The organism is Citrobacter amalonaticus, from assembly GCF_018252635.1.
GTDB lineage: Bacteria > Pseudomonadota > Gammaproteobacteria > Enterobacterales > Enterobacteriaceae > Citrobacter_A > Citrobacter_A amalonaticus_E.
The window spans coordinates 259,882-280,204 of sequence record NZ_JAGTXM010000006.1 but is presented as its reverse complement, the minus strand read 5'-3'; the positions used below and the strand labels follow the sequence as shown (position 1 = coordinate 280,204).

Annotated in this window: 20 protein-coding genes; 9 read left to right on the top strand and 11 right to left on the bottom strand. The window is 52.7% G+C overall.

Going from position 1 to position 20,323, the window contains the following annotated elements; genetic code table 11:
* Positions 1 to 35 precede the first annotated feature (35 nt).
* The 3 genes from nuoB to lrhA form a co-directional block, all read right to left on the bottom strand.
* Complete coding sequence (gene nuoB / locus KE671_RS18975; protein ID WP_003028075.1) at positions 36 to 698, bottom strand: NADH-quinone oxidoreductase subunit NuoB; 663 nt, start codon at positions 696 to 698, stop codon at positions 36 to 38.
* A gap of 15 nt (positions 699 to 713) precedes the next feature.
* Positions 714 to 1,157: an NADH-quinone oxidoreductase subunit NuoA gene (gene nuoA, locus KE671_RS18970; RefSeq protein ID WP_042317806.1), complete on the bottom strand. Its 444-nt coding sequence runs from the start codon at positions 1,155 to 1,157 to the stop codon at positions 714 to 716.
* Positions 1,158 to 1,786: 629 nt separating this feature from the next.
* Positions 1,787 to 2,725 carry a transcriptional regulator LrhA gene (lrhA, locus tag KE671_RS18965; RefSeq protein WP_206164137.1) on the bottom strand — a complete coding sequence of 313 codons (939 nt, stop codon included), beginning with the start codon at positions 2,723 to 2,725 and terminating at the stop codon, positions 1,787 to 1,789.
* Between the two features lie 927 nt (positions 2,726 to 3,652).
* Here lrhA and alaA point away from each other — a divergent pair.
* Together alaA and yfbR are read left to right on the top strand one after the other, a co-directional pair.
* Positions 3,653 to 4,870 (top strand): pyridoxal phosphate-dependent aminotransferase, encoded by a 1,218-nt coding sequence (gene alaA / locus KE671_RS18960; protein ID WP_206164136.1) that lies wholly within the window; start codon positions 3,653 to 3,655, stop codon positions 4,868 to 4,870.
* A gap of 83 nt (positions 4,871 to 4,953) precedes the next feature.
* Complete coding sequence (gene yfbR / locus KE671_RS18955) at positions 4,954 to 5,553, top strand: 5'-deoxynucleotidase (RefSeq protein ID WP_206164135.1); 600 nt, start codon at positions 4,954 to 4,956, stop codon at positions 5,551 to 5,553.
* A 41-nt stretch (positions 5,554 to 5,594) separates the two neighbouring features.
* Here the strand turns inward: yfbR and KE671_RS18950 are convergent, their stop codons facing one another.
* From KE671_RS18950 to yfbV, 4 genes are all read right to left on the bottom strand, one after another.
* The gene (locus KE671_RS18950) at positions 5,595 to 7,427 is read right to left on the bottom strand and encodes an SLC13 family permease (protein ID WP_206164134.1); all 1,833 of its coding nucleotides are present in this window, start codon (positions 7,425 to 7,427) and stop codon (positions 5,595 to 5,597) included.
* A gap of 76 nt (positions 7,428 to 7,503) precedes the next feature.
* Positions 7,504 to 8,181 (bottom strand): sugar phosphatase, encoded by a 678-nt coding sequence (locus KE671_RS18945; protein ID WP_206164133.1) that lies wholly within the window; start codon positions 8,179 to 8,181, stop codon positions 7,504 to 7,506.
* A complete protein-coding gene (locus KE671_RS18940; protein WP_042290698.1) occupies positions 8,174 to 8,668 on the bottom strand; it encodes a YfbU family protein in 495 nt (164 codons plus the stop codon). Before KE671_RS18940 ends, KE671_RS18945 begins: the two co-directional genes overlap by 8 nt.
* Before the next feature lie 92 nt (positions 8,669 to 8,760).
* A complete protein-coding gene (gene yfbV, locus KE671_RS18935) occupies positions 8,761 to 9,216 on the bottom strand; it encodes a terminus macrodomain insulation protein YfbV (protein ID WP_042317796.1) in 456 nt (151 codons plus the stop codon).
* A gap of 338 nt (positions 9,217 to 9,554) precedes the next feature.
* Between yfbV and ackA the strand changes: the two genes are divergently transcribed.
* The 3 genes from ackA (at position 9,555) to yfcC (ending at position 14,807) form a co-directional block, all read left to right on the top strand.
* Positions 9,555 to 10,757 carry an acetate kinase gene (gene ackA / locus KE671_RS18930; RefSeq protein ID WP_042317795.1) on the top strand — a complete coding sequence of 401 codons (1,203 nt, stop codon included), beginning with the start codon at positions 9,555 to 9,557 and terminating at the stop codon, positions 10,755 to 10,757.
* Positions 10,758 to 10,952: 195 nt separating this feature from the next.
* The gene (gene pta, locus KE671_RS18925; protein WP_206164132.1) at positions 10,953 to 13,094 is read left to right on the top strand and encodes a phosphate acetyltransferase; all 2,142 of its coding nucleotides are present in this window, start codon (positions 10,953 to 10,955) and stop codon (positions 13,092 to 13,094) included.
* 192 nt (positions 13,095 to 13,286) lie between these two features.
* Positions 13,287 to 14,807: a putative basic amino acid antiporter YfcC gene (gene yfcC / locus KE671_RS18920; RefSeq protein WP_206164131.1), complete on the top strand. Its 1,521-nt coding sequence runs from the start codon at positions 13,287 to 13,289 to the stop codon at positions 14,805 to 14,807.
* Between the two features lie 54 nt (positions 14,808 to 14,861).
* Here yfcC and yfcD read toward each other — a convergent pair whose 3' ends face one another.
* From yfcD to yfcF, 3 genes are read right to left on the bottom strand one after another with little or no spacing between them, the layout of a single operon-like run.
* On the bottom strand, positions 14,862 to 15,428 hold the full coding sequence (gene yfcD / locus KE671_RS18915) for an NUDIX hydrolase YfcD (protein WP_042317782.1): 567 nt from the start codon (positions 15,426 to 15,428) through the stop codon (positions 14,862 to 14,864).
* A 56-nt stretch (positions 15,429 to 15,484) separates the two neighbouring features.
* The gene (gene yfcE, locus KE671_RS18910; protein ID WP_206164130.1) at positions 15,485 to 16,036 is read right to left on the bottom strand and encodes a phosphodiesterase; all 552 of its coding nucleotides are present in this window, start codon (positions 16,034 to 16,036) and stop codon (positions 15,485 to 15,487) included.
* Between the two features lie 55 nt (positions 16,037 to 16,091).
* Positions 16,092 to 16,736, bottom strand: a complete 645-nt coding sequence (yfcF, locus tag KE671_RS18905; RefSeq protein ID WP_206164129.1) for a glutathione transferase — start codon at positions 16,734 to 16,736, stop codon at positions 16,092 to 16,094.
* A gap of 138 nt (positions 16,737 to 16,874) precedes the next feature.
* On the opposite strand from yfcF, the gene yfcG reads away from it, so the two are divergent.
* The 4 genes from yfcG (at position 16,875) to KE671_RS18885 (ending at position 19,450) form a co-directional block, all read left to right on the top strand.
* A complete protein-coding gene (gene yfcG, locus KE671_RS18900; RefSeq protein WP_206164128.1) occupies positions 16,875 to 17,522 on the top strand; it encodes a GSH-dependent disulfide bond oxidoreductase in 648 nt (215 codons plus the stop codon).
* A 54-nt stretch (positions 17,523 to 17,576) separates the two neighbouring features.
* Positions 17,577 to 17,939 (top strand): dihydroneopterin triphosphate 2'-epimerase, encoded by a 363-nt coding sequence (gene folX, locus KE671_RS18895; RefSeq protein WP_043000007.1) that lies wholly within the window; start codon positions 17,577 to 17,579, stop codon positions 17,937 to 17,939.
* A gap of 20 nt (positions 17,940 to 17,959) precedes the next feature.
* Positions 17,960 to 18,853 carry a TIGR01777 family oxidoreductase gene (locus tag KE671_RS18890; protein WP_206164127.1) on the top strand — a complete coding sequence of 298 codons (894 nt, stop codon included), beginning with the start codon at positions 17,960 to 17,962 and terminating at the stop codon, positions 18,851 to 18,853.
* A gap of 69 nt (positions 18,854 to 18,922) precedes the next feature.
* Positions 18,923 to 19,450 (top strand): GNAT family N-acetyltransferase, encoded by a 528-nt coding sequence (locus KE671_RS18885; protein WP_206164126.1) that lies wholly within the window; start codon positions 18,923 to 18,925, stop codon positions 19,448 to 19,450.
* A 94-nt stretch (positions 19,451 to 19,544) separates the two neighbouring features.
* On the opposite strand, the gene hisP is transcribed toward KE671_RS18885, so the two are convergent.
* Entirely contained in the window at positions 19,545 to 20,318 is a 774-nt protein-coding gene (gene hisP / locus KE671_RS18880) for a histidine ABC transporter ATP-binding protein HisP (RefSeq protein WP_206164125.1), read from the bottom strand.
* Positions 20,319 to 20,323: the final 5 nt, after the last annotated feature.

The following is a 20,323-nucleotide window of genomic DNA, read 5'->3' as shown; positions in this document are numbered from 1 at the left end:
AGGCGAAGTAAAATGCTGCTGCCGACAGGCGCAAATTAAATCTCGTCTGGTGTACGCAGATTCGTGACTGCAATGCGTTCGCCGCGTTTACGTTCGCGCTCTGACTGCATGTTGGCGCGATAAACGCCCTGATCGCCAACCACCCAGGAGAGCGGGCGACGTTCTTTGCCAATGGAATCCTGCAACAGCATTAACGCCTGCATGTACGCTTCCGGACGCGGCGGGCAACCCGGGATGTAAACATCCACAGGGATAAACTTATCAACACCCTGCACTACCGAATAAATATCGTACATACCGCCGGAGTTGGCACATGCGCCCATGGAAATCACCCATTTCGGCTCCAGCATCTGATCGTAGAGGCGCTGAATGACCGGCGCCATTTTGGTAAAGCAGGTCCCCGCTACCACCATCAGGTCAGCCTGACGCGGTGAAGCACGCAGGACTTCCGCGCCAAAGCGCGCCACGTCATGCACGGCGGTGAAGGAGGTCACCATCTCAACGTAGCAGCAGGAAAGGCCGAAGTTATAAGGCCAGATTGAGTTTTTGCGACCCCAGTTAACCATGTCATGCAGTTTGCCCATGAACACGTTTTTGTTAACTTCCTGTTCCAGGGGGTCGGTTACGATCTCCTGTTTTTGCAGGGGGTAACGGTCGTTCTCACCGTTAGGATCTATGCGGGTGAGCGTATAATCCATCTTAATGCCTCGCGGTTAGCGTTGACGATTAGCGATACTGTTCGTTTCCGGGTTCATACGCTCGCGGCGTGAACGCGCGGGCGTCCAGTCCAGCGCGCCAATACGCACCAGATAAACCAGACCTGCCAGTAACACAAAAATAAAAATTGCAGCTTCCACAAAGCCTACCCAACCGCTTTCACGGATAGAGGTCGACCATGCGAACAGATACAGCGCTTCAACGTCGAAGATAACGAAGAACATGGCTACCAGGTAAAACTTGGCAGACAGGCGTAAGCGGGCGGTGCCGACCGAGTCGATACCTGATTCAAACGGGGTGTTTTTTGACCTCGCGCGTGCGCGACCGCCTAAAAACCAACCGCCGATGAGCATCAGGCAGCACAGGCCAATAGCGACAATAAGAAAGATAGCGAATGCCCAGTGATGAGCGATGACTTCAGTGGATGTTGACATACTCATTGCTTACTCATCAAAAGTAGCGCCAAATTCTCTGCTCTTTTCGGCAGATGAACGCCACATCGATTCATGGGGAGGAATAAAAAAAACCTTACAATCGCTGTAAAAAATGTTTTAGACAGCCAATTGATGGGGTTTTTTACTCCTTTCTATAACCTTTTGTCAACTTTAACAAAAGTTTCCTCACATTAATTTACATGATAACAACACCCTTAACATTTAATGCGCTTTAGCACCGTATCGATCGATCCACAGGCTAAATGGGGGTGGTGTTGAATCGTGTCCGTTGTGAAGTAAGTAGAAAAAAACGCGCCTATTTTGACAGGAATTGATCCAAAAGCCTTCCCCTAAAAGGGAGTATTTTCTTGATCTGTGACACGCTTTTGTTAATCCATCTCAAAAAACAGCAACAATTTCTCTCGTTTTTTAACATGAGAGCGTTGACCACCCACTATCGCTTATTTTTTACGCGTTTTTTAATCGTAACGTCTACTCGCTGATTTATGAGGTTTTTTACCTTCATCCTTCTGTCCGTTAAGGATATTAGTACAAAAAAAGAACCACTGGATGTTTTTTAATCTCCAGTGGTTCTTTTTTACACATACCTTTTTTAATGATTTTTTCGAGATCCGTTACTCATAGTCTCCTTCGACCAGCACGGAATCATTTCCCCCTTCCGGGGTAATCGGGCTGTACTGCCACGGATTCTGCCAGGTATCCATCGCCTGATAGATAACCTGCGCCAGATCGTTCTTTGATGCCGGGTCACGGCATAGCAGGTACTCGGTATCCGGCAACGGCGGTAATCCATCAACCGCTCCCAGTACGCGCAAATCCGGACTCATCATTTCTACCGGGCGCGCCGTCACGCCGAGACCGGCCTTCACCGCCGCGCGCACTGCCGGCAGTGTCGATGCCACATAAGCCAGTCGCCAGGGGATATTCGCCGCGTTCAGAGTGGCAAGGACCACATCGCGGAATGGACTGGGATCATCCAACAATACCAACGGAACCGGTTCGCCTTTTTGCAGCACATACTCAGCAGCGCAGTACCAGTGTGTCGGCGAAGTACGCAGTGTCAGGCTCTCAAACGTTCCAGGGCGGTTAGTGGTGACGATCAGATCCACCTCTTGCGATTTCAGCATGTCGAGCATGAAAGCATTTCGCTTTACCCTGACATCCAGCGCAAGTTTCGGATAAACCGAACTAATGCGATTGAGAAGAAAAGGCAGTATCGTATCGGCGGATTCATCAGAAGCCCCAATAGTTAATACTCCCTGAAGATTGCTGAACATCAATGATGAGCACGCCTCATCATTGAAACGTAAAATTTTTCTGGCATAACCCAGCAGTTGAATGCCGTGTTCAGTCAACAGTTTGTTACGACCGTGACGAGCGAAGAGTTCTTTCCCCACGAGTTGCTCGAGGCGCTGCATCTGTTGGCTCACCGCAGACTGAGTACGACACACCGCTGCAGCCGCTGCTGCAAAGGTGTTCAGATCGGCAACAGCAACAAATGTTCTCAGCAGATCGAGGTCGAGGTTAATTATCGGACGATTTGCATTTATCATAATTTTTCACTTACTGGCGGCTCATACTGAGCTTGTTAATGCTGTGCATACAAAATCAAGCAATTCCGTTTGTAATGCGCTTCCCTGGCAGAATCACCCGCTGGCAGCAGGTGAAAGTAAATAGGTATATCATGTGACTGGCAAAATGCTACCCTCTTTCTTACGTAATAATACCTTATGTGATCTCTCAGGTTATTTCGTTAAGAGCGGGCTGACCTATTAAAGTATCTGCAGATTTCTGCCATTGTCAGGATGTAAACAGTGTAAATGTAAGAATGGAACCGGGCATACATCAACAGGAAATAAGCATACATAGCAGTATGTTAGCCACAAAACCCCATCCGGGATATTAACAAATCATGCGGCCGCATGTCATTTCCTTACGCGTATCTTAACCTAAAACCTTTTTATTTATAAGCTTTAATGCGAATAATCTGATGCAAAGTTTTGTTATGTTTCTCAAATCAACTCGCTATTATTCAGGCCTTGCGTAAAGCCTTTTTAATTATTAAATAATAATTAATGAGATTCGAGGTCATTCATAAATCCTGCTTAACATTAGATTTACACCGTCAGGGTTCCCGTACATCCCGATAACACAGTCAGCGATTAATCTTTCAGTATTTACGAATTATTAAATGACGTAAGAATTTTCACTGGAATTTCACGAGCGAAGAACCTTTTTCCAGGAAGAGAATCGGCCATTATGGAGCAATAGAATCAAAACTTAATACCATAAAATAAATAAATACATGATATTTCCCCTAAAAATCAAACAAAAACCAGTTAATAATATCAAAACAGCACATTGCCATTCCGCAAAATCTTCTTCTGCAAAGCCTTCAAAACGCCCGTCCGGGGGAGTACATTGTTCCAAACTGACTTCCACGGCAGGAAGTGGTGATAACAGCATAAAGGTCAAGGTTCATGTCCCCCATTGAAAAATCCAGCAAATTAGATAACGTCTGTTATGACATCCGCGGTCCTGTATTGAAGGAAGCGAAACGCCTTGAAGAAGAAGGCAATAAAGTTCTGAAACTGAACATAGGTAACCCCGCCCCTTTTGGCTTTGATGCCCCCGATGAAATTCTGGTGGACGTCATCCGTAACCTACCGACTGCGCAGGGTTATTCCGATTCGAAAGGTCTCTATTCCGCACGTAAAGCTATCATGCAACACTATCAGGCGCGTGGCATGCGTGACGTCACCGTCGAAGATATCTACATCGGCAATGGCGTTTCTGAGCTGATTGTGCAGGCGATGCAGGCATTGCTGAACAGTGGGGACGAAATGCTGGTACCCGCGCCGGATTATCCGCTGTGGACGGCGGCGGTCGCACTCTCCGGCGGCAATGCGGTGCACTACCTGTGCGATGAGTCGTCCGACTGGTTCCCGGACCTCGATGACATCCGCGCAAAAATCACGCCGCGCACCCGTGGGATCGTCATTATTAACCCGAATAACCCAACCGGCGCGGTTTATTCTAAAGAGCTATTGATGGAGATCGTCGAGATCGCCCGGCAGAATAACCTCATCATTTTTGCCGATGAGATCTACGATAAGATCTTGTATGACGACGCCGAGCACCATTCTATCGCGGCGATGGCACCGGATCTGCTGACCATTACCTTTAACGGCCTGTCCAAAACCTATCGCGTGGCCGGATTCCGTCAGGGCTGGATGGTTCTCAACGGGCCGAAGAAGCATGCGAAAGGTTATATAGAAGGGCTGGAAATGCTGGCATCGATGCGTCTTTGCGCCAACGTGCCGGCGCAGCACGCCATTCAGACGGCGCTGGGTGGTTACCAGAGTATCAGTGAATTCATCATGCCAGGCGGTCGTCTGTACGAGCAGCGCAATCGCGCGTGGGAATTGATCAACGATATTCCGGGCGTCTCCTGCGTGAAGCCACGCGGCGCGCTGTATATGTTCCCGAAAATTGACGCAAAACGCTTCAATATTCATGACGACCAGAAAATGGTGCTCGATTTCCTGTTACAGGAAAAAGTCCTGCTGGTTCAGGGGACCGCATTTAACTGGCCATGGCCGGATCATGTGCGCATCGTCACCCTGCCCCGCATCGATGACATTGAGATGTCGCTGAGCAAATTTGGTCGGTTCCTGTCGGGATATCACCAGTTATAACAGTAAACTGGCCGTCGGTATTTGCATCCGGCGGCCTTCTCTGCGCACAATGACCTCCAGGTTGTCATCATGAAAAGGTCACTATGAAGCAGAGCCATTTTTTTGCCCACCTCTCCCGCCTCAAACTCATTAACCGCTGGCCTTTAATGCGCAATGTGCGCACAGAAAACGTCTCTGAGCACAGTCTCCAGGTCGCGATGGTGGCCCATGCGCTGGCGGCGATCAAAAACCGTAAGTTTGCCGGTCAGGTTAATGCTGAACGCATTGCGCTACTGGCGATGTATCACGATGCGTCAGAAGTGCTGACCGGGGATCTCCCCACGCCGGTGAAATATTTCAATTCACAAATCGCCCAGGAATATAAAGCGATTGAGAAAATCGCTCAGCAGAAACTGGTCGATATGGTGCCCGTTGAGCTGCGGGATATTTTTGCGCCGCTGATTGATGAGCATGCGTATAGCGAAGAAGAAAAATCTATTGTGAAACAGGCCGATGCGCTGTGCGCGTATCTGAAGTGTCTGGAAGAGTTGTCAGCGGGGAATAATGAATTTCTGCTGGCGAAGACGCGACTGGAAAAAACGCTGGAGTCACGCCGCAGCCCGGAGATGGATTTTTTCATGGAAGTCTTCGTCCCCAGTTTTCATCTGTCTCTCGATGAAATTAGTCAGGACTCTCCGCTGTAAGCATGTGCCGGATGAGCGCCATCCGGCAATGCGACACAACATTAAAACGGAAACAACATCGGGATCATCACCACGCATACCACCATAACGATGATGGTGAACGGCACGCCCAGCTTAATAAAATCGCTAAAGCTGTAATTCCCTGGCCCTAACACCAGCGTGTTGACCGGTGATGAAACCGGCGTCATAAAGGCCGCCGAGGCCGCCATCGCGATCACCATCGCAAACGGATAGGGGGAGACGCCCATCGACTTCGCCGCCGCCAGCGCAATCGGCGCCATTAATACCGCCGTTGCGGTATTTGAGATAAACAGGCCAATGGATGCGCACAGCACAAACAGACAGCCCAGCATCATGTACGGACCATAACCGCCCCCCACGTCCATCAGGCCTTTCACCACCAGATCCACGCCGCCGGTTTTTTGTAGCGCCAGCGCAAAGGGCATCATGCCGACGATCAAAATGATGCTTGGCCAGTGAATGGCTTTGTAGGCGCTTTCCGCGTCAATGCAGCGAAATTTCCCCATCAGCAGACAGGCAATAATCGCCGCGACGGGATTGGGAATTTCGTCGGTCAGCATCAGCGCGACCATCAGAACCAGACAGAATATCGCGTGCGGAGCCTGGCTGTGCGCCGGAGAAGCCTCGCTCACCTCTTCTGGCAGGTTCAGCGCAACAAAATCTCGTCCCTGCTTCGCCAGCATACCGATCAGTTTCCAGTTACCGACGACCAGGATGATATCGCCCATCAGCAGCGGCTCATCGGCAAGCGAACCTTCGATCGCCACGCCATCGCGTTTCAGGCCAACCACGTTCAGCCCGTAGCGGGTACGAAAACCAATTTCCCGCACCGACTTGCCAATCAATTCCGATTCAGGGATCAGCGAGATTTCCGCCATCCCCACATCCAGCGCCTGGTCAGAGAAATACTCTCCGCGCAGCACCATTGGCTCCAGCAGTTGCTCACTACAAAATTCACGGAGATCGACATCAGCGGCAGACATATCAATCAGTAAGACGTCGCGAGCGCGAAACTCCGAAACCCCATTGACGTTGACAATCACCCGCCGAAAGCGGCGCCAGCGTTCGACACCAATCACGTTGGCGCCATAACGCTCACGCAGTTTGAGATCGTCGAGGCGCTGACCGATCATCGGTGACCCCGGACGAATCGCCAGTCGGCGCGCGCGACCTGTCAGGCGATATTCTTTGATCAGATCGCGAAAGGTGCGGCGTTTCCAGCCATCACGCTGCTGTTGCGGATTGTCGCCTTTGAGCATAAAACGCATCAGCATCATATAGATAATGCCCAGCACCAGCACCACCAGGCCAATAGGCGTGACGCTGAAGAAACTGAATCCAGCATGGCCTTCGCGCAACAATTCACTGTTAACCACCAGGTTTGGCGGCGTTGCTACCAGCGTCATCATGCCGCTGATAAGCCCGGCGAAACTGAGCGGCATCATCAGGCGCGATGGCGACGTTTGCATACGCATCGAGACGCTGAGTACCACGGGGATAAAAATCGCAACGACGCCGGTTGAACTCATAAACGCGCCCAACCCGGCAACGGTCAACATCAGCAGGACCAGCATTTTGATTTCACTGCTGCCCGCCATTTTCACCAGCCAGGTGCCCATAACGGTCGCCACGCCGGTGCGCACCAGTCCGTCGCCAATGATAAACAGCGCGGCAATCAACACCACGTTAGGGTCGCTGAAACCAGAGAAGGCTTCGGTGATGCTCAATGTTCCACTCAGAACAAAGGCTACGATGACCAACAGAGCTACCGCGTCCATACGCACTCTGCCCGTCGCAAACAAAATAACGGCAACCGCCAACAGCGAGAGAACCCAGATCAATTCACCGTTCACAACCTATCCTTGTCAGATGAGAAGATGGAGTGATTCTGCCATAAAAAAGCCCCGACAAGCCGGGGCTAAATCATGATCAGGTATTTCTTACGACAACCACATCACCATTCGGTTGTTTGGTCACCGAAAGCTGCTCCAGACTGGTCAAAGCGAAATCGACCTCGTCCAGACGCGGCGTCTCCGCCGGGGCATTCACCGCGATGACATGGCAGCCAGCGGCCAGTCCCGAGAGCACGCCCGCAGGAGCATCTTCCACTACCGCACATTCGTGCGGCGCTAACCCGAGCAGTTGCGCGCCCAACAGGTAGGCATCTGGCTCAGGCTTGCCGCGTTTGACCCGCTCAGCAGTCACGAAAACCTCCGGCGCCGGCAGGTTAGCCACCTGATGACGCGCACGCGCAACCGGCATCGACCCGGATGTCACAATCGCCCACGGGATCCCGGCCTTGTTCAGATGGTTAAGCAGCGCAACCGCACCGGGCAGCGCAGTGATGCCCGCCGTTTCTGTCGCTTCAATTTGCTCCAGACGTGTAAACTCTGCGACGATTTCCGCCTCAGGCCTGCCCGCCATAAAATGACGCAAAGAGGTAATCGCCTGCTTGCCATGAACAAAACTCAGCACTTCGTCATGCGTTAGCCCAAAACGATCGGCCCAGTTACACCATGCGCGTTCCACTGCAGGTAATGAGTCTACCAGCGTTCCATCCAGGTCAAACAGAAAGCCCTTGCACTGCACGTTCACCTCCTCAGGCATTGATGATTTGGTTGATTTCGTTGGCGCTCAAATGATACTGACGCGGACAGGCATGCCAGGCACTTAGCATCCGCTGATATTTTTCCCACATTGGGGTCTGGGCGTTGAAACCGTGCGTACCGGCATCAAAATGGGTGTAACGTCCTTCCACATTCACCATAAAGCGAACATACCCGAGGTAGCGCGCTTCCGTTGCGGCATCAAAGCCCAGGAAGGTCACGCGACGCTCATCAATGCTTTGCGCATCTTTCAGATTAGCCCAGGAGACATGCAGGGCGTGATACATCTCCATGATGTCGATAACCGTACGACAGGTTTCCTCTTTCAGCTCGCCAAATTCCCGATCCAGTTCGCGCATTTGCAGACCGTAACCGCGTTCTATGATCGTCTGCAGACGGCGATAGCGCTCAGCATTAGTGGGATCGAGCATCGTCATCATTTTGTATTGATTAGACAAAATAAGACGTTGAGCGTTGGTCATTTCCATTTTGGACTCCTGTATCACTCTACTACGGTGAAAAAAGTGAAAAAAAAGAAGGCATCAATATGCCTTCTTTTATATGCGTAATCCGGGGTCAATTACAAATCATCAAGGAAAGTTTTATCCAGTTGTTTGAAGGCACGCTTAAGCGTGTCAGCTAACGCCTGATAATCCGGCTTCCCTTCAACCGGGGAGAGCGCTTGCCCCGCCTCCTGTAATTTGCCTCTGACTTCATAGAACCAGTTCAGGATGGAGGGCGGCAGCGGCGTGACGGAACGTTTCCCTAACCACCATAGCCCCTGCATCGGCAGGCTAAGCGCGAACAATGCGGTCGCGACGGCAGGCCCAAGTTGACCACCCAGTGCTATCTGCCAGCACAGGGTAAAGATGGCGATCGGCGGCATAAAGCGGATCGCGTAACGCGTCATTCGTATCACGCGGTTCTCAACAAAGACAGGGGCAAGGCGCTTTTCCATTGGCCACGTCTTTGAATAATGCTGCCCCCGACGAAAAAGGCTAAAAAAATTTACGGAGCGATGATCCGGCGTCGACATGGCTTACCTCAACTTCACATATAAAATTTCAAATATTTGTGCAAAACAACAACTATACGGGACAACGTTCAAAACATTTTGTCATTGATACCCACTATCGGGTATCCTGTAGCGGCCTGTAAAAGGCCTGTAGTCCAAAATCATTGAGTCGTCAAATTTTCATATAGTATGCCATTGGCTGAAAAATACGCAAAATGGCATAGACTCAAAGGTATTTCTTCCATCATGCCAAAAAAAACAACTGGCATGATGTTAATCATAAATGTCAGCGTCACACTGCGCTACGCTCTATGGCTCCCTGACGTTTTTTTAGCCACGTATCAATAATAGGTACTTCCATGTCGAGTAAGTTAGTACTGGTTCTGAACTGCGGTAGCTCCTCACTGAAATTTGCAATCATCGATGCAGTTAACGGTGAAGAGTACCTTTCTGGTTTAGCCGAATGTTTCCATCTCCCAGAAGCACGTATCAAATGGAAAATGGACGGCGGTAAACAAGAAGCGGCTTTAGGTGCAGGCGCCGCTCACAGTGAAGCGCTGAACTTTATCGTTAATACTATTCTGGCACAAAAACCAGAACTGTCTGCGCAGTTGACTGCAATCGGTCACCGTATCGTACACGGCGGCGAGAAGTATACCAGCTCCGTGGTTATTGATGACTCTGTTATTCAGGGCATCAAAGATTCTGCCTCTTTCGCACCGCTGCATAACCCGGCTCATCTGATCGGGATTGCAGAAGCGCTGAAATCCTTCCCGCAGTTGAAAGATAAAAACGTAGCTGTGTTTGACACCGCGTTCCATCAGACCATGCCGGAAGAGTCTTACCTCTATGCCCTGCCGTACAGCCTGTACAAAGAACACGGCGTTCGTCGTTATGGCGCGCACGGTACCAGCCACTTCTTCGTGACTCAGGAAGCGGCAAAAATGCTGAACAAACCGGTAGAAGAGCTGAACATCATCACGTGCCACCTGGGCAACGGGGGTTCCGTTTCTGCTATCCGCAATGGTAAATGTGTTGATACTTCTATGGGGCTGACCCCGCTGGAAGGTCTGGTGATGGGTACCCGCTCGGGTGACATCGACCCGGCAATCATTTTCCATCTGCACGACACGCTGGGCATGAGCGTTGATCAGATCAACAAGATGCTGACCAAAGAATCCGGCCTGCTGGGTCTGACCGAAGTGACCAGCGACTGCCGTTATGTTGAAGACAACTACACCACCAAAGAAGACGCGAAACGTGCTATGGACGTTTACTGCCACCGTCTGGCGAAGTACATCGGTTCCTACACGGCGCTGATGGACGGTCGTCTGGACGCGGTTGTCTTCACCGGCGGTATCGGTGAGAACGCGGCCATGGTTCGCGAACTGTCCCTGGGTAAACTGGGCGTGCTGGGCTTTGAAGTTGATCATGAACGTAACCTGGCTGCCCGTTTCGGCAAATCCGGTTTCATCAACAAAGAAGGTACCCGTCCTGCGGTGGTGATCCCAACCAACGAAGAACTGGTTATCGCGCAAGACGCGAGCCGTCTGACTGCCTGATTTCACACCGCCAGCTACACCCTAAATAATTCGAGTTGCAGGAAGGCGGCGACGTAGCGAATCCCCAGGAGCGTACACCAGTACGTGACTGGGGTGAGCGAAGAAAGCTAACGCACATGCAACTTGAAGTATGACGGGAGCTGGTGGTGCCGTTTTGTAACCCGCCCAACGGGCGGTAACGAAAGAGGATAAACCGTGTCCCGTATTATTATGCTGATCCCTACCGGAACCAGCGTCGGCCTGACCAGCGTCAGCCTTGGCGTTATCCGCGCTATGGAACGCAAAGGCGTTCGCCTGAGTGTCTTTAAGCCAATCGCCCAGCCACGTGCCGGTGGCGATGCGCCAGACCAGACCACCGCTATCGTTCGTGCAAATTCTTCTGTCACTGCGGCTGAACCGCTGAAGATGAGCCAAGTCGAATCTCTGCTGTCCAGCAATCAGAAAGATGTGCTGATGGAAGAGATCATCGCAAACTACCATGCGAACACCAAAGACGCAGAAGTGGTACTGGTTGAAGGCCTGGTTCCAACCCGTAAACACCAGTTCGCGCAGTCTCTGAACTACGAAATTGCGAAAACGCTGAATGCGGAAATCGTCTTCGTCATGTCTCAGGGCACCGATACGCCGGAACAACTGAACGAGCGGATTGAACTGACTCGCAGCAGCTTCGGCGGCGCAAAAAATACCAACATCACCGGCGTTATCGTGAACAAACTGAACGCTCCGGTTGATGAACAAGGCCGTACCCGCCCGGATCTGTCCGAGATTTTCGACGACTCTTCCAAAGCGCAGGTCGTAAAAGTCGATCCGGCTCAGCTCAGCGCAAGCAGCCCGCTGCCGGTTCTCGGCGCAGTGCCGTGGAGCTTTGATCTGATCGCGACCCGTGCGATCGACATGGCGCGTCACCTGAATGCCACCATCGTCAACGAAGGCGACATCAACACGCGTCGCGTGAAATCCGTCACCTTCTGCGCACGCAGCATTCCGCACATGCTGGAACACTTCCGCGCAGGTTCCCTGCTGGTTACCTCCGCTGACCGTCCGGACGTACTGGTTGCCGCGTGTCTGGCTGCGATGAACGGCGTAGAAATCGGCGCCCTGCTGCTGACCGGCGGCTACGAAATGGATGCGCGCATCTCTAAACTGTGTGAACGCGCTTTCGCCACTGGCCTGCCGGTATTCATGGTGAACACCAATACCTGGCAGACCTCTCTGAGCCTGCAGAGCTTTAACCTGGAAGTGCCGGTTGACGATCACGCACGCATCGAGAAAGTTCAGGAATACGTGGCGAACTACATCAACGCTGACTGGATCGAGTCTCTGACCGCGACCTCTGAGCGTAGCCGTCGTCTGTCTCCGCCAGCCTTCCGTTATCAACTGACCGAACTGGCGCGTAAAGCCGGCAAACGTGTTGTGCTGCCAGAAGGCGACGAACCGCGTACCGTGAAAGCGGCAGCCATCTGTGCTGAACGTGGTATCGCGACCTGCGTGCTGCTGGGCAATCCGGAAGAGATCAACCGCGTGGCGGCGTCTCAGGGCGTTGAACTCGGCGCAGGCATCGAAATCGTTGACCCGGAAGTGGTTCGCGAAAGCTATGTCGCACGTCTGGTTGAACTGCGTAAGAGCAAAGGCATGACCGAAACCGTTGCCCGCGAGCAACTGGAAGACAACGTGGTTCTCGGTACGCTGATGCTGGAGCAAGACGAAGTTGACGGTCTGGTATCAGGCGCCGTTCACACCACGGCGAACACCATTCGTCCGCCGCTGCAGCTCATCAAAACGGCGCCAGGCAGTTCACTGGTTTCCTCCGTATTCTTCATGCTGCTGCCGGAACAGGTTTACGTTTACGGTGACTGCGCGATCAACCCGGATCCGACCGCTGAACAACTGGCTGAGATTGCTATCCAGTCTGCTGACTCTGCAATTGCCTTTGGTATCGAACCACGCGTTGCGATGCTCTCCTACTCTACCGGTACCTCAGGTGCGGGTAGCGACGTAGAGAAAGTGCGTGAAGCGACCCGTCTGGCGCAGGAAAAACGTCCTGATCTGATGATCGACGGTCCACTGCAGTACGATGCCGCCGTGATGGCTGATGTCGCGAAATCCAAAGCGCCGAACTCTCCGGTTGCCGGTCGCGCTACCGTGTTCATCTTCCCGGATCTGAACACCGGTAACACAACCTACAAAGCGGTACAGCGTTCTGCCGACCTGATCTCCATCGGGCCGATGCTGCAAGGTATGCGCAAACCGGTGAACGACCTGTCCCGTGGCGCGCTGGTTGACGATATCGTCTACACCATCGCCCTGACCGCGATTCAGTCTTCCCAACAGCAGTAAGCTGCCTTGCCTCGCCTGGGCTCAGACAGGCCCAGCCAACATCCGGAAATCGCCATGGTTTCCGGATGTTTTATTCCTTCCTTTTCAGGCTTGTAAAATCTGATTTTTTGGCTTAACTGCGCTGTATCAATGAATAACCATTCGCCTGTTTGCATACTTAGCCTCTTTGCTTTGCAACAGGGATAGTCTTTCATGTCTGCAGTAACCGAAACACAGCCAGCCAAAAAATGGGCTATGCCCGATACGTTGGTTATTATTTTCTTTGTCGCCATATTAACCAGCCTGGCAACCTGGGTGGTCCCCGTCGGGATGTTCGACAGCCAGGAGGTGCAATACCAGGTAGATGGTCAGACAAAAACCCGTAAAGTGGTCGACCCACACTCTTTCCGTATTCTGACCAACGAGGCCGGTGAAGCGCAGTATCACCCGGTTAAATTCTTCACCACCGGCGATGAAAGCCCAGGCCTGATGAACTTCCCGTTCGAAGGGCTGACCTCTGGCTCTAAATTCGGTACCGCCGTCGGTATTATCATGTTTATGCTGGTGATTGGCGGCGCATTTGGCATCGTTATGCGCACGGGAACCATTGATAACGGCATCCTTGCGCTAATCCGTCATACTAAAGGCAACGAGGTTCTGTTTATCCCGGTGCTGTTTATTCTCTTCTCGCTGGGTGGCGCGGTATTCGGCATGGGGGAAGAGGCGGTTGCCTTTGCGATCATCATCGCGCCGCTGATGGTGCGACTGGGTTATGACAGTATCACCACGGTGTTAGTGACCTATATTGCGACGCAAATTGGTTTTGCCAGTTCGTGGATGAACCCATTTTGCGTGGTGGTCGCACAGGGCATTGCGGGTGTGCCGGTCCTCTCCGGTTCCGGTCTGCGCATCGTGGTCTGGGTTATTTCGACGCTGATCGGCCTGACGTTTACGCTGGTCTATGCCTCGCGGGTGAAAAAGAACCCGCTTCTGTCACGCGTGCATGAATCTGACCGTTTCTTTCGCGAACAGCAGGATGACGTTGTCGAGCGGCGCTTCACGATCGGCGACTGGCTGGTGCTGCTGGTTTTAACCGGGGTGATGGTCTGGGTGGTCTGGGGCGTTATCGTCAACGCGTGGTTTATTCCAGAAATTGCCAGCCAGTTCTTCACCATGGGCCTGGTCATTGGCATTATCGCCGTGGTCTTCCGTCTTAACGGCATGACGGTCAACATTATGGCCTCTTCTTTCACCGAAGGCGCACGCATGATGATTGCCCCCGCCCTGCTGGTCGGTTTTGCCAAAGGCATTTTACTGCTGGTAGGCAACGGCGAAGCGGGTGACGCCAGCGTGCTCAATACGCTGCTGCACAGCATTGCCAACGGTATCAGCGGACTAGACAACGCCGTTGCCGCGTGGTTTATGCTGCTCTTCCAGGCAGTGTTTAATTTCTTTGTGACCTCCGGTTCGGGCCAGGCAGCGCTGACCATGCCGCTGTTAGCGCCGCTTGGCGATCTGGTGGGCGTTAACCGTCAGGTGACCGTACTGGCGTTCCAGTTTGGTGATGGCTTTAGCCATATCATCTATCCAACCTCAGCATCACTGATGGCGACGTTAGGCGTCTGTCGGGTGGATTTCCGTAACTGGTTGAAAGTGGGCGCGACGTTACTGGGGCTGCTATTTATTATGTCCAGCGTCGTAGTGATTGGCGCGCAGATCATGGGTTATCACTAAAACACAAAAGGAGCCACTTATGGCTCCTTTCTACTGTTGAGTTCAGAAAGAACGCTACTCCGCCTCTTCCTGCTTCTCCTGTTGTGACTCTGATCTGGCGGCTTCGTTTTTAGCGTTACGGGTCATCCACAGCGCAAGCGCCTTCAAAGAGTCGGGCGTGAATTCATCACAGCGGGCGGTAATTTCTTCCGGCGTCAGCCAGCATACTTCACTCACCTCTTCTTCCTGCAAGGCGAACGGGCCGTGTGACACACAACTGAATAGTGCGCCCCAGACGCGACAGTTCTTATCTTCAAAGTAGAACTGACCGTGTTCAGCGAACGGCACACCGGCGATGCCTAGCTCTTCTTCTGCTTCACGGCGGGCAGAGTCCAGCAGTTGTTCGTCAGCCTGCACAACGCCACCGGCAGTAGCATCTAACATGCCGGGTAAAAAGTCTTTTGTCTCGGTACGACGCTGCACCAGTATTTTGCCCATCCCATCGTGTACGACAATATAGGTCGCACGATGACGCAGGCCCTGTGCTCGCATCTGTTCCCGGCTGGATTGTGCAATGACTTCATTGTCTTCATTCACAATATCCACCCATTCCGTACTTGCCAAACGACGCTGTTCCACCATCAGGAAACCTTCTTTTTCTGGCGCTCTTACGGCGCATTTACATATGTGGGGGTAAATTACGAATTAATCGCGACCTGCGCAATCATACTTTGATCATTGAGTGCGATAACGCTCAGGACATTATCGTCCAGCAAACCATAGCTTGCCGGATAGCCACCTTTCGGAATGCTCACTGACCCCGGGTTGAAGTGATAAATATCGCCTCTTTTTTCTGCCACCGGTAGATGCGTATGCCCGTATACCAGGACATCACTGGCCCGCAGGGTCGGCAGATTATCCGGCCCAAAGAGATGACCGTGAGTCAGAAACAGTCGCTGATTGCCCAGCAGCACCTGCTGCCAGGGCGCGGTTATGGGAAACTGCAGCAACATCTGATCCACTTCGCTATCACAGTTTCCCCGCACCGCAATAATCTGCGCAGCTTGTTCATTCAGCCTCTCGGCCACCTGAGCGGGCGCGTAGCCTTCAGGTAAGGCGTTTCGCGGCCCGTGGTTAAGCACATCGCCCAGTATCACTAGCCACTGCGCGCCGCTCTGGGAAAACAACGTCAGCACGCGCTCTGTGGCAGGTAAGGACCCGTGAATGTCGGATGCAAACATCAGTTTCATCACATACTCCGTGTCATCAAAAACCGTATTATGATACTGGATTGCAGACGTTTTATCAGCCTGAACGCTTCGCGGAAAGCGCAATATAAAGCTGGACAGAGGCGCGTTGCCACTGAAATGCTGCATATTCCGCCAGTCGCTCCGGGACATCGTCGCCATTGAGTACCAGACGGTTGAGCATCAGGGCTAAATCGGTATCAGCCAGACACCATTCTCCGAATAGATTTGGCATGTCGTGTGCCAGCAGATTCCCCGCCGTGGCGAAGAGTTTTTCCGCGCTGACTTTCCCCGCATCACTCAGCGGCCCCTTCTTAACCCCACCGAAAACAACCTCCGTCGGACGCTCTTCTCGAATAGGCATTAAATCACTACGCAACCATGCCTGTATCTGCCGCGCACGCGCACGCTTTTGTAGGTCGTGAGGATAGATTCGCTCCCAGGTGGGCGGTGCAAAGCTGTCCTCCAGATATTCGGCAATCGCGGAGGACTCGCTCAGCTCAAAGCCATCAATTTCCAGCAGCGGCACCCGACGAGTCAGTGCATAGCCCTGCCAGCCCGGTTGGAGATGTTCGCCGTTGTTGAGGTCAACGGTTTTCAGGCTAAAAGGCAGTCCCTTTTCCTGCAAGGCGACATACGCGGATAGCACATAGGGGGAGAAATAATTGGCATCGGACCAAAGCGTGATGTTGGGCTTACTCATAGCGTCCTCGTCGTTATTAAGCGTTTCTCCCAACATAGAGGGTCTTTCGCTCGCTGTCACCTGATGAAAACTCACACAGCACGACAGGCTTTCTATACTTGTGGTTGGCTTATCCGATAAACACGTTGTGGAGCTGAAATGATCGACCTCTATTATGCCCCGACCCCCAATGGGCACAAAATTACGATCTTCCTTGAGGAAGCTGCGCTGGACTACCGATTCATTAAAGTGGATATCAGTAAGGGTAATCAGTTTCGCCCCGATTTTCTCGCCATTTCACCTAACAACAAAATCCCCGCCATCGTCGATCATGCTCCGGTCGATGGCGGCGCTCCGCTCAGCCTGTTTGAGTCCGGCGCCATTTTGCTCTATCTGGCAGAAAAGAGCGGCCTGTTGCTTAGCGGCGAATTGCGCGAGCGCCACACCACGCTGCAATGGCTGTTCTGGCAGGTAGGTGGACTGGGGCCGATGCTCGGTCAGAATCACCATTTCAACCACTTCGCCCCGCAGGCCATCCCCTATGCTATCGAGCGCTATCAGGTAGAAACACAACGGCTGTATAACGTTCTCAATAAACGGCTGGAAACGTCGCCGTGGCTGGGCGGCGAGCATTACAGCATTGCCGATATCGCCTGCTGGCCATGGGTGAACGCCTGGCCGCGTCAGCGCGTCGACCTCGACATGTTTCCCGCCGTGAAGAATTGGTTTGCACGTATTCGCAGTCGGCCCGCCACGGAGCGCGCAATGATGCTGGCGCAACAGGATCCTGCGAGTGCAAAAGGATAATGCGGCCGGGTTCTCGTGTATCATGCGAGAGTTCATACATGGAGGAGACCTGCAATGTCACATCATGACGCTATAATTCGTATAAAAAACCTTCGCTTACGTACTTTCATCGGCATCAAAGAAGAAGAGATCAATAATCGACAAGATATTGTCATCAACGTTGCGATTCACTATCCGGCGGACAAGGCTCGGGTCAGCGAAGATATCAATGATGCGTTGAATTACCGCACGATCACCAAAAACATCATCCTGCACGTTGAGAACAACCGCTTCTCGTTGTTAGAAAAATTAACCCAGGATGTGCTCGATATCGCACGCGAACATCACTGGGTCACTTATGCTGAAGTGGAAGTCGACAAACTACACGCGTTGCGTTATGCCGATTCCGTCTCCATGACGTTGAGCTGGCAGCGCTAACCGCCACCACGGGAGGCTGCATGAAGATACTGGTAACCGGAGGGACTGGTCTTATCGGAGGACACCTGGTCCCGCGCCTACAGGAACTGGGTCATCAGGTGACCGTGCTGACCCGCCGCCCCGATAACGCCCGGGAAAAACTCAATGACCGGGTGACACTGTGGGACACGCTGGAAGATAAGCAGAATCTCGACGGTATTGATGCGGTGATTAACCTGGCCGGCGAGCCCATTGCTGACAAGCGCTGGACGACAGAACAGAAAGATCGCCTGTGTCAGAGTCGTTGGCGCGTTACCCAGAAACTGGCGGACCTCATCAACGCCAGTGAAATGCCGCCATCAGTCCTGATTTCAGGCTCTGCCGTTGGTTACTACGGCGATCTGGGCGAAGTGGTGGTCACCGAGGAAGAACCACCACATAACGAGTTTACCCATAAGCTTTGCGCCCGCTGGGAGCAAATTGCCTGCGAGGCGCAAAGCGACAAAACGCGGGTTTGCCTGCTGCGAACCGGCGTTGTGCTGGCGCCAAAGGGCGGTATTCTCGGCAAAATGATCCCACCGTTTCGCCTGGGCCTCGGGGGCCCCATTGGCAACGGTCGCCAGTATCTGGCCTGGATCCACATTGATGATATGGTCAATGCGATCCTCTGGCTGCTGGATAACGATCTGCGCGGGCCGTTCAACATGGTCTCGCCCTACCCGGTACATAATGAGCAGTTTGCTCATGCGCTGGGACATGCCCTGCAACGGCCAGCTATTCTTCGCGTACCCGCAACCGTGATTCGCCTGCTGATGGGTGAATCATCAGTGCTGGTACTGGGTGGGCAGCGCGCCCTGCCAAAACGACTGGAAGCCGCCGGATTTTCCTTTCGTTGGTATGACCTTGAAGAAGCGTTGGCGGATATCGTGCGCTGACGTCTTCCCTGTTCACCTTCGCCATTCCGGTGGTAAGGTAGTCTCACTGGCTCCCGGAATGGCGATTTTATGGCACGACTTACAACCGCACGATTGACGCTTTCCCCGTTTCAACCCACAGACTGGTCCTTTTTCCTCGCGCTTCGTGAAAATCCGGACATCATGCGCTTTATGGGCAATCTCTGCCCGGAACGCGACACGCGTTTGCTGTTTGCGCGTCGCCTTACCTCAAAACACACCTTTGTGATCCGCCAGCATCACGATGCCACGCCGTTGGGCGACATTGGCTTACAAATCAGCCATCATTTTCCGCAGGAAGCGGATATCGGTTATTGCGTCATCCCGGCAGCTCAGGGACGCGGTATCGCCAGCGAGGCCGTTCGCGCCGTCTGCGACTATGCATTCCGCGAAGCCGGCGTGAAAGCCATCAACGCCTGGGTGCTTGCCGGGAATCAGAGATCGGTCCGCCTGCTGGAAAAGCTGGGATTTATGCGTACACAGGTGCTGGAGAAAGCGTTTGAGGTCAACGGTATCCATTATGACGACTGGGGATACCGTCTGGAGGCCGCAGCATTTTTTGATCTGCAGGCCGGATAAGGCATTTACGCCGCCATCCGGCATTGAATTTTAGTCTGATGGCGCTGCGCTTATCAGGACCACGCGCTGAAAACGCTACGCCAGCAGAGAATAGTTACTTCAGCGACCCTTTCAGGAACTGTTGCAAGCGTGGGCTTTGCGGGTTACCGAAAAGCTGCTCTGGATTGCCTTCTTCTTCGATTTTCCCCTGATGCAGGAAAATGACGTGGCTGGAAACATGACGGGCAAAGCCCATCTCATGCGTCACCACCACCATCGTTTTTCCCTCTTCTGCCAGTTGCTGCATGATACGCAGCACTTCGCCGACCAGTTCAGGATCCAGCGCCGAGGTCGGTTCATCAAAAAGCAACACCTCCGGCTCCATCGCCAGGGCACGCGCAATCGACACACGCTGCTGCTGACCACCGGATAAATGCACCGGATATTTCCCCTGAGCACGCTCATCAATGCCGACTTTCGCCAGGTATTTGATCGCCCGTTCACGAGCGTCCTGTTTGCTCAGACCTAACACCTGAATTGGCGCTTCCATGACGTTCTCCAGCACCGTCATGTGGCTCCACAAGTTAAAGTGCTGAAACACCATTGTCAGGCGGGTACGCAATAAACGAAGCTGATTTTTATCCGCCACCTTCAGTTGACCGTCTTTGTCACGCACCAGGTTGATATTCTGGCCGTTGACCACAATCGACCCTTCACTCGGTTTTTCAAGGAAGTTTATGCAGCGCAAAAACGTACTTTTCCCCGATCCGGATGAGCCAATAATACTGATCACATCTCCGGCGTTAGCCTGCAGTGAAACCCCTTTCAGCACTTCGTGTTCGCCGTAGCGTTTGTGCAAATCGATAACGTTTAATTTATTCTCAGACATCGTGT